The 16,516-nt window shown below is 63.5% G+C and carries 10 protein-coding genes and 1 pseudogene; 1 reads left to right on the top strand and 10 read right to left on the bottom strand.

Annotated features, from left to right (window positions below):
* Nucleotides 1–102 precede the first annotated feature (102 nt).
* Nucleotides 103–1,695, top strand: a complete 1,593-nt coding sequence (locus G5C50_RS28040; protein ID WP_165074386.1) for a TolC family protein — start codon at nucleotides 103–105, stop codon at nucleotides 1,693–1,695.
* Nucleotides 1,696–1,796: 101 nt separating this feature from the next.
* Here G5C50_RS28040 and G5C50_RS28035 read toward each other — a convergent pair whose 3' ends face one another.
* The 10 genes and pseudogenes from G5C50_RS28035 to G5C50_RS27990 all read right to left on the bottom strand — a co-directional run.
* Nucleotides 1,797–2,240, bottom strand: a complete 444-nt coding sequence (locus G5C50_RS28035) for an FKBP-type peptidyl-prolyl cis-trans isomerase (RefSeq protein ID WP_240907401.1) — start codon at nucleotides 2,238–2,240, stop codon at nucleotides 1,797–1,799.
* A 143-nt stretch (nucleotides 2,241–2,383) separates the two neighbouring features.
* A complete protein-coding gene (locus G5C50_RS28030) occupies nucleotides 2,384–3,004 on the bottom strand; it encodes a hypothetical protein (RefSeq protein ID WP_165074384.1) in 621 nt (206 codons plus the stop codon).
* Nucleotides 3,005–3,333: 329 nt separating this feature from the next.
* Nucleotides 3,334–4,917: an arylsulfatase gene (locus tag G5C50_RS28025; RefSeq protein WP_165074382.1), complete on the bottom strand. Its 1,584-nt coding sequence runs from the start codon at nucleotides 4,915–4,917 to the stop codon at nucleotides 3,334–3,336.
* Between the two features lie 456 nt (nucleotides 4,918–5,373).
* Complete coding sequence (locus G5C50_RS28020) at nucleotides 5,374–5,976, bottom strand: hypothetical protein (protein ID WP_165074380.1); 603 nt, start codon at nucleotides 5,974–5,976, stop codon at nucleotides 5,374–5,376.
* A gap of 31 nt (nucleotides 5,977–6,007) precedes the next feature.
* Nucleotides 6,008–7,789 (bottom strand): TolC family protein, encoded by a 1,782-nt coding sequence (locus G5C50_RS28015; protein WP_165074378.1) that lies wholly within the window; start codon nucleotides 7,787–7,789, stop codon nucleotides 6,008–6,010.
* 64 nt (nucleotides 7,790–7,853) lie between these two features.
* Nucleotides 7,854–8,555 (bottom strand): hypothetical protein, encoded by a 702-nt coding sequence (locus G5C50_RS28010; RefSeq protein WP_165074376.1) that lies wholly within the window; start codon nucleotides 8,553–8,555, stop codon nucleotides 7,854–7,856.
* A 59-nt stretch (nucleotides 8,556–8,614) separates the two neighbouring features.
* Nucleotides 8,615–10,237, bottom strand: a complete 1,623-nt coding sequence (locus tag G5C50_RS28005; protein ID WP_165074374.1) for a TolC family protein — start codon at nucleotides 10,235–10,237, stop codon at nucleotides 8,615–8,617.
* Nucleotides 10,238–10,408: 171 nt separating this feature from the next.
* Nucleotides 10,409–11,863: an efflux RND transporter periplasmic adaptor subunit gene (locus tag G5C50_RS28000; RefSeq protein WP_165074372.1), complete on the bottom strand. Its 1,455-nt coding sequence runs from the start codon at nucleotides 11,861–11,863 to the stop codon at nucleotides 10,409–10,411.
* 104 nt (nucleotides 11,864–11,967) lie between these two features.
* The gene (locus G5C50_RS27995) at nucleotides 11,968–15,519 is read right to left on the bottom strand and encodes an efflux RND transporter permease subunit (RefSeq protein WP_165074370.1); all 3,552 of its coding nucleotides are present in this window, start codon (nucleotides 15,517–15,519) and stop codon (nucleotides 11,968–11,970) included.
* 163 nt (nucleotides 15,520–15,682) lie between these two features.
* A pseudogene (locus G5C50_RS27990) lies at nucleotides 15,683–16,516 on the bottom strand (glycosyltransferase family 39 protein); the annotation flags it as partial.

The following is a 16,516-nucleotide window of genomic DNA, read 5'->3' as shown; positions in this document are numbered from 1 at the left end:
ATGTGAACTCCAGGGGCCTTCTCGAACGCAATCGGATGATGCCGACGCGTCAAAACGACGACGATTGAAGTGATACGCGGTTGCGCGGCCAGGGAGGGCCCGATGTCATTCGAAAAGCCTGTGACTGGAGTCCGGCTGATCGGACTCCTTGTCGCCACCCTTTCGCTTGGAGCCGATCGGCCGTCTACGCGGCCCGACGAGCCGGCAGCCCCGGTTCGCAGCAACTCGCGCCTTGAGCCGCTTCCGAACTCAATTCCCCCTGCCGCAGATCCGACGGCCCTTGCCGCCGACGATGCGGAGACTCTCGGGCGTCCCCTCGTCGAAGGCCAGGTCATCAGACCCATCGACCTTGCAGACGCCCTTCGTCTCGCCGGGGCGAACGACCTGGACGTAGCCATCGCCCGAGAACGCGTCTGCGAAGCCGTGGCGGATCTCCAGCAAGCCCGCGTCGAGTGGCTCCCCAGCATCTACCTCGGGCCGAACTGGATCCGGCACGACGGTCAGGCTCAGGTCGTCGAGGGACAGGTCCGGACGATCAGCAAGAGCTCATTGTTCCTCGGAGGGACGGCGGCGGCGGGCTCAAGCGTTTCGGGACCCGTCCCGGCCGGCGGACCGGCCCAGGTTTCCGGTCTGACCTCTATCCTTCGATTCTCGGACGCCATCTTCGACTCTCTAGCGGCGAAGCAGGTCGTGGAGGTCCGACGCGCCGGCATCCAAACGGCCACGAACGACGCCCTTCTCGGGGTGGCCGAGGCGTATCTCGATCTGCAGCAGGCGGCGGGTTCTCTCGCCATCGCTCGCGAAGCCGCCGCTAACGCGGGTGAGTTGACGAGCCTCACCGAGGCCTACGCTCGGACCGGAGCCGGACTGGAAGCCGACCATCGCCGAGCGGCCGCCGAACGAGAACGACAGCGAAAAAATGTAGAGGCGGCCGTGGGCGAACTGGAGGTCGCCTCCGCCGAGCTCGTCCGGCGCACGAGGCTTGACCCCCTGATCGTCGTGGCGCCTGTCGAGCCTCCGGAAACCGTGATCCGGCTGGTCCCCGAGTCATCTCCCATCGACGAACTCATCACCACTGGGTTGAGGCACCGCCCTGAGCTCGCCGAATCTCAGGCGTTCGTCCAGGTGACGCTCACCCGGCTCAAACAGGCGAAGATGCGTCCGTTGATCCCGAGCCTCGCCTTCCGTTACTCCGGCGGCGGGTTCGGCGGCGGCGTAAACGGCTTCTTCGGCGACTTCGCCAGCCGAAGCGACGCCGACGTGAACCTTTACTGGGAGCTTCAAAACCTGGGATTCGCCGACAAGGCGATCACCCGGCAGCGCGCCTCGCAGCAACGCGCGGCGCAGCTCGAGCTTCTGAAGGTGCAGGATAAGGTCGCCGCCGAGGTCGTCCAGTCCGTCAAGGCGCGGATCGCAGCCTCGCGACGGATGGAGCAGGCGGCTCGAGCGCTGCCCGAAGCTCAGGCGTCTCTCTCCCTCAACCTGACGAACATTCGCCGCGGCGCAGGACTTCCCGGCGCCACCCGTCCCATTGAGGTGCTCCAGCCCATCCAGGCCCTCGCCCAGGCCCGAGCCGACCATCTGGCGGCCGTATTGGCTTACAACCGTTCCGAGTTCCGGCTCCACCGAGCACTCGGAGCCCCGACGACGCACTCATCAGAACTCGAACAGCCCTCTTACAGAGAATTGCGATAGGCCGTCGCGCCGAGCACCACCGTGAAGCCACCACTGGGCGGAGGCGGTTTCCTGGGCAGTGAGCCCGATGATAGGCTTGATGTTTTGCCATCCCAACGGCCTCAAGGCGGACCAGAGCCGGGCGCTGCAGAGAGGGCCGGTTTTATCCCCAGCAGCTCGACCTCGAAGTAGAGCGTCGAGTTCGGGGGTATGCGACCCGCCTTCAACGCCCCGTAGCCCTCCTCGGGCGGTATGATCAGCTTTCGAATCCCTCCCGACTTCATCCCGATCAGCCCGACGTCCCAACCCCGGATGAGGTGGCCCGTCCCGATGCTGAATTCGACCGGAACGTTCCGAACTCTCGACGAGTCGAACTTCGTGCCGTCGGCCAGGGTGCCCACGTAGTGGACGGTCGCCGAGTCCCCCTGCTTGACCGGCGGGCCGGTCCCGACCTTGACCTCCACGATCCGCGTGCCGGCGGGCCTGAGGTAGGTCATCATCACGGCGGCCAGGGCCACCAGGGCGAGCATGCCGCCGATGGTCAGACGGGGCTTGGGAATTCTCATAGGTAATCCGGCGACGAGGGGCGGCTTTGCGTGGGTCCGATAATGGCGCTTATGTTTTCGAACTTAAGGACGTGCCGATTTTGACGACCATGGGACGTCTTTAGCTGTCCGATCCAACCGCGACCGGACGACGAGCCTCTGCTTCATTCGTAGATTCGCCGCCATCTCCTCTTCACCTTCCAGACGTTTCCCGACTCCTCCAGGTGGTATACGTCGACGATCCCATGCGGCGACGGCCCATGCTCCGTGACCACGACCGAGGTCTTACCATCGGCCGAGTAGCCCGGTAGGTAGAAACGGAGGTAGCCGAAGTTGTTCGGGTATTTCTTCTCGAGAGGGAACTCCCCGGATGTGGGCAACGCGCGGCCTCCGAGCAAGACGCCAAGGTCGTCCAGCCGGACTCGCTTGTCGGCTATGCCGAGGTCTTTCAGCGGAAATCGGCCTACCTTGTTGCGTCGCTTCAGGTCCGCCGAATGCCCATTCGGGATCTCTCCATCGGCCTCCAACGATTCGAGATAGATGAGGTCATCCACCCGTTCCTCCAGGGACCGAGTCTTGACGTCGACGACGACCACCTCGCCGAACTTCCGTCCCGTCCTTTTGAGGTAGATGAGGTAGTTCTCGTTCAATGGATTCTTCGGGTCCATCGCGTCCGCGATGACGGTCTCAAGGACCTTGCGATCCCGGCCCCGCTCGTCGACCCCTCCTGTGACGGCCAAGGTCGCAGCCACCAGAAGGAGCGTAGGAACAAGGAAGAACTGCATGCGTGATCTCCCCAGTCGATGGCGGTGGCAAGCCGCGACTCTCTAGGAGCATGACATTCGCTCGTTCGACGTAGGGTCGGACGATGCCCGGTGGAAACGACGGACTCATAACCCGAGCTTCACGCTTCTTCGACAGCAAGACAGCCGCCGCCGACGCGAGAGCCGATCTGTTCAGGCCTGTAATGACCGGGTCGCCGCGTCGGCATGCTCGATAATCCTGCGAGCGGGACCGAAACGGGAAGTGATTTCACTCAGAGTTCGAGGAGTCGGGTTAGGGTCTTGGTGCCGCGGCGGCACATCACGGCGCGCCGCGGCTTGGTCTCGCGACGTCAGCGGCCGGAAGCCCCAGCCTCGATCATCTTCTGGACTTTCTCCAGGTTGAAGGACCCCGGCGTCTGGCTCGGGGGGTACTCCTTCATCGTGGTCAGGAAGCGTGCGGCGATCTGTTGCATCGGCACGACGACGAAGGGATGGTCCAGGAACCAATCGTTATAGGTGTTCGCGTTGTGCTGGGCCTTCTCGAAGGGGTCGCGGCGAAGATGGAACAGCAGCGGAACGCGGAGTTCCGTGAAGGGCTCGCGCCAGACGCCGAAGGCCTCGCCTCGATTCTCGAGGAACACCGCCTTCCAGTCGCCCACGCGCATCGCCACGATCTGGCCGTCGTCATTCACATAGACGAATTCGCGCCGGGGTGAAGCCTCCGACTTACCGCTGAGATAGTCGAGCTGGTTGTAGCCGTCGATGAAGTTGTGGTAACGGCGACCGTTGAGCTCGACGCCTGCCTTGATCTTGGCCGAGATATCAGGATCTCCACCGACGGCGGCGAAAGTCGGCAGCCAGTCCTCGTGGGCGACGACTCCGTTCAGCGTCGTCCCGGCGGGGAAGTGTCCGGGCCATCGCACGAAGGCGGGAACGCGGTAGGCGCCTTCCCAGTTTGAGTTCTTCTCACTGCGGAAGGGCGTCGTGCCGGCGTCCGGCCAGGTGTTGTAGTGAGGGCCGTTGTCGGTCGAGTAGAAAACGATCGTGTCGTTCGCCAGGCCGAGGTCGTCGAGATGCTTCAAGAGCTGCCCGACGTGCCCATCGTGCTCCACCATGCCGTCGCTGTACTCGTCTTGTCCCGATTTGCCGCGATCGGCTTCCTTGACGTGGGTGCGGAAGTGCATACGAGTGGCGTTCCACCAGCAGAAGAACGGCTGGTTGGCGCTATGCTGGCGGCTGATGAACTCCTTGGCGGCGGCGCTGGTCTCGTCGTCGATCGTCTCCATCCGCTTCTTCGTCAGCGGACCGGTGTTCTCGATCGTCTGCCCCCCCTTGCCGTCGGCCTTGCACTTCAGAACGCCGCGTGGGCCGTAGGTCTCAAGGAATGTCTTGCCGTTGGCAAGCTTCATGTCGCGGGGATAGTCGCGGTTTTCAGGCTCTTCCTCGGCGTTGAGGTGATAGAGGTTGCCGAAGAACTCGTCGAACCCGTGCATCGTGGGGAGATGCTCGTCGCGATCGCCTTGGTGGTTCTTGCCGAACTGTCCCGTGGCGTAGCCAAGGCTCTTCATGACCGTGGCCATGGTGACGTCGGTCTTCTGCCAGCCCTCCTTCGCCCCAGGGAGGCCGACCTTCGTCATCCCCGTTCGAACCGGCACGTTGCCGCCGATGAACGCCGCGCGGCCGGCGGTGCAACTCTGCTGGCCGTAATAGTCCGTGAACGAGACGCCTTCACGCGCGATGCGGTCGATGTTGGGCGTTTTGTATCCCATCATTCCGCGGCTGTTGTGGCTGATGTTCCACGTCCCGATGTCGTCGCCCCAGATGACCAGGATGTTCGGCTTCTTGGTGGACTGGGCGAGAGCGACTTGACTGCTTCCCGCCGCTGCGCAGGCGAGTCCAAACAGCACGAGGCGATGCAACGTCGTTCTTGTCATGGCGTCGAATCCTCCCGGAGGTGGGTTCACCGATTTGGGAGGAAGACGCGGCTACGAGGCTGAACCCACGATCACCGTGTGGTTTGCGATTCGATCATCGAAAGGTGATGACCTAGCGTCCTCCTCTGCTTCGATAGGAGTCGAATAGCGTAACCGAGCGGACACTGCATCGATAGCTTCCAGACGACGAATCAGGGACGATTCTAAACAAGGGCCATGCGCGCCGAGCCCTTTGACGGCGCCGAACCGCTGGGGTGGTACAACTCGCCGCCAAGGTCGTGGGTCGCCCCTCCCAACCAGAACGAAGGCGATCGTCGGAAGGATCGGCGTCCAGTGGCGATCGAGGCCAAGCGGTCGACTCAGCGTGACCACGGAACGTGCGCGTGGAAGTCGATCTTCGGTGGCGTTTCAGAGCAGCGTCCGTGATCCTGCATCGGTCGACCGATCGCGAAAGCCTCAGCGGGGAGAAGCATCGGCCGGCTGCGAGGTCTCGCCTGCAGCCGCTGCGGTGCCGGTGGCGAAGGTCTCAGGCGGATACGGAACCATGCCGCTGAAGCCTCCGTAGCTCTCGTTCTCGTTTCCGCCGATGATCGTGACGACGGGCTTGTCCTGGACGAGCGGGCCGACCCCGCCGAAGTACTGCGGGCACGTCGGCGTCGGTCCACCAGGGCCGCCGTAATATGGGAACGGATTGATCCCCCCGATCCGCCGAAGCGTCGGCCAGGGATGCGGATAACCAGGCCCTCCATACAACGGATAGCCCCCCTCCGCCCCCGGTCCGAGCGCCGCTCCACCGTAGCCGTAACCCTTGTGATAACCCAGGCCGAAACCCTGGAAACCCGGATGAGGTCCTGGAGGTCCGTACCCGAGGGTTCCAACGCCCGGTGCCGAGCGATGGCTGTGCTGTAGGCTGCAACCGCGAGAGCAGGGCCGAATCTGGTCCTGATAGACGTGATCGTCGGACCATACGGAAATCGTCGCGGTTCCGATGAGCCCAACGCCCAGCATCAGCCCCGCCGCGGCCCGCCCCGCCCGACTTGTGATCGATTTGATTCGCATAATCGCTCTCCTATCCAAATACGGCTTGGGCTCAGCGCGTCGCCGGGGGAGGACCATGACCGACCGCGGGCAGATACGCCGGTCGATCCACGTTCACCGGGACGGGATCTCCGGGTTGCTTCAGCAGGGTCAGCTCGTTTGCTGGATATCCCAGTGCGTGAAAAAGATCGAACTGCGACCGGTTGTACTCGGCGACCGTCGAGAAGTACTCTTTGAACGCCTTGCTGAGCAAGTTCAATGAGAACACCGCCTCTTGCGGCCGGAAGGTCAGAACGAGCACATCGCCAAAACGTCGCGTCTGACCCAACCCTTCAAGGTGGCCGTTGAACGCGATGATCCCCGTGCGAAGGGCTCGGTCGGCTTGATGGACACGCGCCGCCGCGGATTGAACGCGAGCCATAGCGCGCATGACGTCCGCCGCAACCTCGTCCTGACGGCGACGAAGTTCAACGATCGCCGCTGATTCGTTGCCCCGCTGCTGCTTGACTCGGGCCATGTTACCCAGGCCAAGGCCCTCGAACTGCCAGATCATCTGGAGCGAAACGTCCGCTCTTCCTTTCCACTGGTTCATGCTGCTGTTCGGACCCAGACCGAAGACGCCCGCCTGAAGCGTGAAGCCTGGATGCTGGAACCCGTTCAAGGTCACAAGCGGGAGCGCCGGTCTCATCTTCTCGCGTCGAATCCGGATCTCCGCCGCCAGGACGTCCGCGCGCCGAGAGGAGAGTTCAGGCCGATTAGCCAGAGCGATCGACATCAACTCGTCGAGCGATCGGCCCGGGTCGATCAGAGTGATCTGGGCGTGATCGTGCTCCTGGAGGTCGAGGACGGCTCGAGGGTCGAGTCGAAGGACTTGCGTCAGATCAGCCCCGGCCACGCGCCACTCCTGACGCGCAAGCACCGCCCGTTGCTCCAGGTCGGCGACCAGGTTTCGGGCTCGGTCGACTTCGTCTTTCGGAACCAGCTCGGCGCTCAGGTTATCGATCAATCGGATCAACTGGTGACCGCGATCGACGGTGTATAGCGCCCCGGCGAACATCCCACGATACTGGTGGGCCCGGAAGTAGGCGTCGGACGTTTGCAGCAGCGCATCGTTCTTGGCGGCCTGGACGTTCCAGTGAGCCGCATTCAGGGCCTGCCGCGCGGCCAATGGCTCGAAGATCGCGTCGGTCAGATTGACGTACAAACCGCCCGCGGCGCCCGCCATGAAGTAGTTGACACTCGGGGCGGTCATGATCCCCTTGTTGAAGTCGGGGCCGCCGCCGTCGTGCCGCGTGTAATCAAATCCTGCGAGAGCGCTCGGCACCCAAAGCACCTTCGCCCGGGTGAGTTGGGCCTCGGCGACCCAGACGCCGGCCTGGGCGGCGGCCACGATCAGCGGCCGCGCGTCCGACAGCCGCAACGCCGCCGCCAGGTTGATCGGGAACCGAACGTCGTTCGCATCGAACGGCGCCGCCTTTAGCTCCATCCCCGTCGCCAACGGGTTGGACGGGTCTGGATAGACCGACGCCGGAACTGGCGGCGCGTCTGGAAGCGCAGGGGCGGGCAAAGGCTCCTGCGTCAAAGACGGGGGCTGCTCAACGGCCGATACAGGCGTCGGGGAGACTGCGGGACGAGGTGCAGAATCAGGGATCGCCCGGTCTCCGTTCTCGCGGAGAAAGCGAGCGATCGCCGGGGAGACTGTCGAGGGCATGGCGTCCAGTTGCGCGGACGTCGGGGCGGCCGCCTCTGGCGTCTGCGCCGCGCAGAGCGTCGCGGCCGGCCCTGTGAGAAAGGCCGTCGCGGCGAACAGCGATCGTCCGACCCGATTGAACATGGCGATCCTCGCCCCCTCCCCCCGATTCCTTGCTGCGAGACGGTCCGATCGACTTCACGAGCCGTCAGAAGTAGCCGCCGAAGTCCATCCGGTTCGTCTTGGCGGAGACGATCTCATTCACGTTCGTCACCGGCAGCCCATATTTGTAGCCCGCGCCTCCCTGCGAGCCCGGCCCGTAGGCCGTGATCCAGTCGAGCATCTTGGCGAATTTGTCGGGATCGTAGGTGATCCTCTGGAAGATGCCCGAGGGTCCAGGAACCGCAACCGAGCGCGCCCCTTCGAGGTTGAACAGGAAGCCCGACTTCACCTGCGAGGGAACCGGGTAATACTTCTTTGTCAGCACATAGAAGACGATCCACTGTCCGGGCTTCCATTGCTGGTCGCCGGTTAACACAGGGGTGTCGTAGTTCTGCTGTGAAAGTTTGACCTGGAGGTTGTCAGCAGCAGTGAAGGTCTTGGCCGTCCCATTGCGGACCAGGATCGAAAGGATGTTGTACTGCTGGCCCGCAACTGGCTGGTCGCGCTGAACCATCACCTGCTGGAAGGGCGGCTTGACGACGGAGTTGTAGCGGTCTGGATTGGTGATGCGGTAGACGAGGTATCCGACCGTCGGCTTCGAGTCCACGGCGGGACTCGCATTCGACTGGGTCTCCGCCGCAGCCCGATGGCGATTACCGGCCGCATGCGTCGCGAGCCCGCTGGGCAGTTGCTTCCTCTCCAGCGGTTCGACGCTCGGGAGATACCTGGCGTTCGGTCGATCGGACACGGACGACCCTCCCTCTTCCACGGAAATCGAAGACCTTTTCAACGCTGGAGTCGACGGTTTCAGCGAGTCGCCGGCGGCGGCCCGACGCCGACCGGCGGCAGATAAGCAGGACGCGTGACATCCACCGGCAGCGGCTCGCCAGGCGTGTTGAGCTGAACGACCTCGCGGGCCGGATAGCCCAGGGCGTGGAACATCTCGAACTGGGCCCGGTTGTAGTCGCCGACCGTCGAGAAATACTCGTCGAAGGCCACCTGAAGAAGCTCAAGGGCGAAGACAGCCTCTTGCGGGCGATTGACGAGAACCAGAACGTCCCCGAGCCGGGTTGTTTGGCGGAGGCCCTCGTAGTTTCCGTTGAACGTAATAATCGCCGTCCGTAGGGCTCGATCCGCTTGATGCACTCGCGCCGCCGCCGATTGCACCCGCGCCTGGGCCCGCATGACGTCGGCCGCCACGGCGTCCTGATTCATCAGGAACTTGATGATCTGCTGCGACTGCATCCCCCGCGCTTCCTTGATCCGGGCCAGGTTCCCCAGACCCATCGCCTCAAGCTGCCAGAGGGGCTGGATGCTGACGTCCGCCCTGGCCTTCCACTGATTCATGCTGCTGTTCGGACCCAGGCCGAAGACGCCCGCCTGGATCAACTCGCTGGGGGTTTGAAAGCCGTTGAGCATGACGTTGGGGAGCGCCGGTCGCCACTTCTCGGCGCGGATCTGATTCATCGCCGCCTGGACGAGAGCCTGGTGAGCGGCGAGCTCGGGACGATTGGTCAATGCGATCGGCATCAGATCGTCCAGAGCGCGGCCCGGATCGATGAGTGTGATCTGCGCGTGGTCGTGCTCGACGGGTTCCAGAACGGCGCGGGGGTCGAGTCGCAGGATCTGGGTGAGATCCGCACCTGCCACTTTCCATTCCTGGCGGGCCATGACGGCCCTCTGCTCCAACTCCGCGAGCATGTTCCGCGCTCGGTCGACCTCGACCTTGGGGACGAACTCGCGACTGAGTTCATCGATTCTGTTGAGCAGTGCTCGGCCGCGTTCGACGCTGTAGAGCGTCCCCGTATAGATGCCGCGTTGTTGATGCACTCGAAAGTAGGCGTCGGCGGTCTGCAGCAGGGCGTCGTTCTTGGCGGTCTGGACGTTCCAGTGGGCCGCGTTGAGCGTCTGACGTGCGGCGAGCGGCTGGAAAACGGCGTCGGCCGTGTAGAGGGTTCCTGTCAGCCCGCCGCCGCCGTAGAAGAAGTTCACGCTGGGGGCGGTCATGATCCCCTTGTTGAAGTCGGGGCCGCCGCCGTCGTGCCGCGTGTAATCGAACCCGAGGTTGAGTGTGGGAACCCACAAGAGCTTGGCGCGGGTCAGTTCAGCCTCGGAGACCCAGACGCCGGCCTGGGCGGCGGCCACGATCAGCGGCCGCGCGTCCGACAGCCGCAACGCCGCCGCCAGGTTGATCGGGAACCGAACGTCGTTCGCATCGAACGGCGCCGCCTTCATCTCCAGACCCGTCGCCAACGGGTTCGCCGGGGTCGGGGCCAGCGAAGGCCTTTCAGGCAAAGCCGACGGAAGTTCGTCGCGCGTTCCGACGTCGGGCGCCAGTGGCGAGGCGGGCGTTTGGGCCTGAATCGGTGTCGACGAAAGCAGCAGCGCCAGGGCGGCCGCGGACGTCCATGTCCAGACGGTTCGATCCATCGCAACATCCTCGACGTCGTCGATCGTTCGGCGAAATCCTTCCGCCTACTCTCCGAGACCGATTCATCGATCACGAGAGATATATCGACCAGTCACGCCGAGTTGAGCCCGCCCGAACACGAACGACCTTAACGATCGGGACGATCAGACCGCCGCCGCTGCATTTATTCTTTATCCAGCCGGATTTCCCGACGCAGCTTTACTTGCCGTGGCCGGCTTCTTCTCGGCCTCGGGGGTGGAGATCTCGACCGGTTCACCCTCGGCCAGGATGGAGAGGTCGCCGAGAATCACCTGATCCGAGGGGTCAATCGGCCTCCAGCCGTCGTCTCCTTTCGCGGCGGCCTCCCTCTTGATATCCGTAATCTCGAACCAATCGCCGTCGGTGATTCCGGTGCGGACCTCGGTGCGGTAAGCCTTGCCGTCGCGGAAGAGCCAGCAGTACGTCTGGTCCCCGAGCCGAACCAGCGCCGAAGCCGGCAGGGCTTTCAGGTTCGGGCGCTCAATCAGGACCTTGGCATACGCGTACATCCCCGGCAACAGACGGCTTTCGGGGTTCGGAAGGTCGATCTCCGCCCGCAGCGTGCGACTCTTGATATTGAGAGCCCAGGAGGTCCTCGTCACCGATCCCGAGATCGGCTCGTCGCTGAACGCCCGGGCCAGTACGCTCGCCTTCGTCCCGATCTGCACGTAGTTGGCGTCCTGTTCAGGGACGTCGACGAAGATCCGGACGATGTCGGTCCGGTCGACGGTGTAGATCGGCGCCGCCAGGCCTGACGGAGAGAGGTTCGGCGAACGTTGCAACGCCGTAGGGTCGCCCGATGAGGGCTGCACGAAGTCTCCCGTGTTGGCGTTGCGCGTGACGATGATCCCGTCGAAAGGGGCGGTCAGCGTAATGTAGCCGACCCACGCCTCGATTCGCTTCTTCTCACTCTCGGCGACCGCCAGGTCAGCCTGAGCGACCTGGACGTCCACCTTGGCCTTGGCGAGGGCCGCTTCACGCGAGAGCACGTCGGCCTGGGCCTTGTCGATCGACGACTGAGCGGCGTCGCGGGCGGCGGTGCTGGATTTCAACTGGTTGGTCGATTCCAGCAAGATCTGAGGATCGACGACGTTTCGTTTCACCTCGCGGTCGAGTCGCTTGACCTCGATATCCCAGCGCTCCACCTCCGCCGTGTACTTGCCCAGGATCGAGCGCGACTCCGCCAGGGCCGCCTGCGAGGCCTTCAGGTCCGCGTCGGCGACCTGCACAAGCTTTTGCGCCAGTTCAACGCGATGCTCGTCCAGAACGACCGTGGCCTTCTTCGTCCCGAAATCCTCGACCAGCTCGGGCACGAAGAGCTTGGCGAGCACGTCGCCTTTCTTGACCTTGTCGCCGATGTCGACGTTCCACTTCTCGATGTAGCCGGTCAGCTTGGGATAGATCGAGGTTCGCTCATAGCTCTCGATGAAGCTCGGTTGTCCCACAGTTCGAACGATGGTTCGCGGCGTCGGCTTGACAATCTGGACAGGCTGCGGCTTTGAGACGCTCGTATAGCGGCTCTTCTCCTCATGACCGCACCCTGTCGCGCTCAGCGCCGCAAGGACGAGGAGGCCGCCCGAAACCCGGCAACGAATCGAACGATGCATCGGGGACCTCCGACGAGGGACGACTGACGTGGGGGTGGGAAAGCTCGGCGGCACGAGCGCCGCAGCGGTTTCGGGAATGCTTAGGCGAAATCCAAAGCTCGACATCATCGGCCTCCGTGCAGGTCGTCATGATCGGGGGAAGCCGGGCCGTCGTCGCCGTTAGTATGAGGAGATTCCGCCTCTGGGGGATCGCTTCGAGTGAAGCCGAGCGCGGCGCGGAGGTCGTCGACCGTGTAATGAGTCACCATGTCGTGACGCTTGGCTCGGGCCTCGTCAAGAATCCGCCGCAGGAAGGCGACGGCGTCTTCTTCGTGCCGAGTCTCCACCTCCCTCTTGCGGCCAGGCACCTGTCCGCGACTGCTTCCGTCGTCGTCTTCCTCAACCTCCTCCGCCGCGTGATGAGCCGGGCCGTGGCCGGGCGCGCCATGCGACTGATCGACGAAGACGTCGGGGTCGTAGTGACGGCTGTCCGGGTCGTCTGGATAGATCGAAGGCGACTCCGCCTTCCTTCGCCCCATAACCAACGCAAAGATCGACGGAACGACCAGGAGGGTTGCGAAGGTCGACATCACGAGTCCGCCGATCACGGCCCTTCCCAGCGGTGCCTGCATCTGGCTCCCGCGTTCCAGCGCCAGGGCCATCGGCACCATCCCGACGCTCATGGCGCAGGCCGTCATGAGGATGGGCCGAAGACGGTCGCCCGCCCCCTTGACGGCCGCCTCCGACGGTGGCGATCCCCCCTTCCAGTACTCGTCCATGTAGGTCACGAGCATGACGGAGTTCGACACCGAGACGCCCAGGCACATGATCGAGCCCATGAAGGACTCGATATTCAACGACGTATTCCAGAAGTACAGGATCGTCGCGATGCCCGCGAGCACGCCCGGCACCGCACCAATCGAGATCAAGGCGAGTCGCGGCGACTGAAAGTAGGCCGTCAGAAGCACGAAGATCACAAAGACGGCCACGCCCAGGCCGATACCCAGAGCCTTGAACATCTCGATCATCGGCGGAAGCTGGCCCATCAATTCGACGCGGACGCCTCGAGGGGCCTCCCCGGCGTCGTCAATGGCCTTCTGAACGGATTTGGACGCCCGACCCATGTCCACGCCCTCGACGTTCGCGACGAGCGTCAAGTAACGCTGGGACATGTCGCGGTCGATCTCGCCCGGACGGACGCCCCGTCCGACGCTTGCGACGTCGCGAATCATCAGGTTGATCAGCGGGTTGACCGATTCGAGCGGCAGCGTCTCGACGTCCTCGGGTTTGTCCAGCCGCTTGGGCGGTATCTGGAGCTGCACGAGGTAGTCGAAGCCGGTCTTCACGTCGACCCAGTAGTTCAGGTTGGCGAAACGAGTGGAAGCCGTCGCCATAACGAGAGCGTGGACGACGTCCTCGATCCTGGCGCCGCTAAGTCCCGCCTTCTCCCGGTCCACCGTGACCTCGACGGTGGGATAGTCGAGCTGCTGCTGGAATTGGACGTCGCGGAGTGTGTCGATCTTCCTCAGTTCCGCGGCGAGTTTCTCCGCATGCTGGCGGACCAAATTCAGGTCGGTGCCGACGATCCGAACGGCGATGGGCATCGGGGATCCGAAGCTCATGACGTTCGTCACGATGTCGCCGGGTTCGAACCCATAAAGAGCCGTCTTCGACTGACGCTCAGCCTCGGCCTGGGGAAGCCCTCCATCCTGCAACCGCTTCGCCAACCATCCTCCGACGCGCTTAGGCAACGCGTCACGAAGCTTCTCTCGCAATTCTTCCAGCTTGATCCCGCTGTCCTCCTTCAAAGCGACCCGGAGCTGGCCGTCGTCCGGCCCGCGCATGAAGAGCACCATGTTGTCGATGCCGAAGTTCGGCGCGACCTGGCCGACGAAGCCCATGGAGATCTGGATGTTCTCCGCCTTGGCCTCCTCCTCAATCACCGCGAGACACTTCACGGCCATCTCGCGAGTGAGGTCGAAGTTCGAGCCCGGTGGAGGCCGGAACCGAAGCACGAACTGTCCCGAGTCGATCTGAGGGAAGAGCTCGGTCCCGATCTGCAGCCCCAGGAGGGCCAGGACCGCGACGCATGCCCCCAGGTAGGCCGTGACCACGATCAACTTCCATCCGACGAACGCGTGAACGAGCTTGCGATAGCCTTTCAAGACGCGCCCGAAGACGCCCGCCTCCTCGTCCTCATGCTCCTTGTGCTTGAGGAGCGCGACGCACATGATCGGAACGAACGTGCTGGAAAGGATGTACGACGCGATCATCGCGAAGCCGACGCCCAGCGTCAGCGGCATAAACAGCGAGCGCAACGGGTCGCCCATGATGAAGGCCGGGATGAAGACCGACAAAATGCACAAAAGGGCCAGCAGCCGAGGAACCGCCGTGATCAGATTTCCATGCAGAACCGCCGTGGCGATGTTGGAAGACCTCTGCATCTGGACGTGCGTCGCCTCGATGGTCACCGTCGCCTCATCGACAAGAATGCCGATGGCCAGCGCCATGCCGCCCAGCGACATGATGTTGATCGTGTTTCCCGTCACCCACAGCCCGAACAAGGATCCCATGAGGGCCAGCGGGATGTTCGCCACGACGACGATCACGCTCCGGAGGTCGCCGAGGAAGAGAAGGATCATCAAGCCTGTCAGGCAGGCTCCGATGAGGCCTTCGGTCGCCACGCTCTCGACGGCGGCGAGCACCGTCGGCGATTCGTCGAACTCGAAGTTGACGGAAACGTCCTTGGGGACGGCGTCCCGGAAGACCGGCAGCGACTTATGGACGTCGGCGACGACGGTCAGCGTCGAGCCCGTATCCTTCTTGATGATCGGCAGATAGACCGACTTCTTGCCGTTGACGAGAGCGTATCCATACGTGATGTCGGTGTCGTCGGCGATCGAGGCGACGTCGCGAAGATAGACGTTCTCACCGATCCGTAGGGGGATGTCTCCCAGCCGCTGAATGTCGGTCACGGTGGCGTTGTTGGACACGAGGGGCATCGAGTCCTTGACGTAGATGTTCCCTGCCGGGGCGACGGTGTTCCCCTGGGCGAGAGCCTCCACAAGCTGCTGAGGTTTCAGGTTGTAGGCGAGGAGCTTCTGCGGGTCGACGTTGATGATGATCGACCGCATGTTGGGACCGAACGGCGAGATGGCCACCGTACCGGGAACGTACTTCTGCACCAGGGGGCGAACCACGTTCTGCGCGAGGTCTCCCATTGCCCCGAGCGACGTCTTCTCGCTCTCGAAGACGAGGTAGCCCACGGGGACGCTGCCGGCGTCCATTCGCATGATCATTGGCGGCAGCGTCCCCTTGGGCATCCATGACATGGCTCTGCTGGACATGGCGACCACCTGCGCCATCGCCTGCCCCATATCGGTGCCTGGATAGAAGGAGAGCTCGCACAGCGAGACCTGCTGAATGTTCCGGGTATTGATGTCCTGGACGCCGTCGACGTACTGGAAGAAAAGCTCCAGCTGGTTGACGATGAAGCCCTCCATCTGGTCCGGACTCATCCCGACGTAGTCGAGGAAGACATAGATCTTCGGCGTATTCAACGCGGGGAAGATATCCACGCGCATACGGCTGTACGCGAGAACGCCGCTGCTGATCAGGGCCACGACGAACATCATCGTCGTAACCGGGCGACGCATCGCGAATACGATGGGATTCATGAGTGTTCGAAACTCCCGGTCCGGGGCGGCTTCACTACGTCGCGCGGAGGAAATCGAGGCGTGTCCGCGGCAAGGGAGGGCTCGGGGGCCCCTCGCTCGGTGGGATGCTCGGCGTTGGGCCGATCTATTCTACCGGCTCGATCCAGAGGAGGTGGAAGAGAGGTCACGGCGGCGGCTTTCGCTGTAGGTCGGCGCGGGCGCGTTCGAGATCCTGATGGGGGAAAGCCCAGAGGAGCGGCACGCCCCATTTCGAGACGAGCACATGTTCCGCCCCCTCGCGTTCGATCAAGAGCCGGTCTTCAGGCGAGAACGCGCCGGGACGGTTCTGCAGAACGTACCATGTCCACACGCCCGGCTCGAAGTACTCCACAGGGACCTTAAGCCTTCCGGACTGGCGAAGATAACGCCAGGTCGTCGGGTAGGTCGGGAAAAGAACCTTGCCGCCGGGGGGTGTGTGCTCGTTCAGCCAGTCGATGGCGTCGTCCGTGAAGGAGTCCCAGTAGTAGGTGGGTTCCATTCCGAGACGGGTCGCACCAGGCAGCCCACCTACGAGCGGACTGTAGTAAGAGAGCGGGACCGGCATCATCACCGCGATCGAGACCGCGCCTTCAAGCAGCGCGGCGACCACGAGGCCACGTCCCCAACGCCCAAGCCGCTCCACAACCGACGCCGCCCCCACTCCGACCACCAAGGCCAGGCAGCCGAACGCCGCGAGAAACTGGCGTTCGCCGTCGTGCCCCGGCGTATGGGGAAGCGCCCGAAGGACCAACAGGAAAACCCAGTGCAAGACGAACAACACGGCCAACGGCTCCGCCCGCATGCGCCGCACGGCTCGACCTGCGCCGGTGATCGCGAGCCCGAGGAAAACCACTGGCGTCACGAAGAACGTCCAGACGAGCGTGTTGTACCAGGGGAGTGACTCGGCGGGCGTCAGAATGACGCGGCCAAGAAACATCGTTGGGATCTTGGTGGACCGCGACCGCGTCAAATTCGACCG

Origin of the sequence: Paludisphaera rhizosphaerae (assembly GCF_011065895.1) — a bacterium.
GTDB classification, from domain to species: domain Bacteria; phylum Planctomycetota; class Planctomycetia; order Isosphaerales; family Isosphaeraceae; genus Paludisphaera; species Paludisphaera rhizosphaerae.
This window is presented reverse-complemented; position numbering and strand designations above follow the sequence as displayed.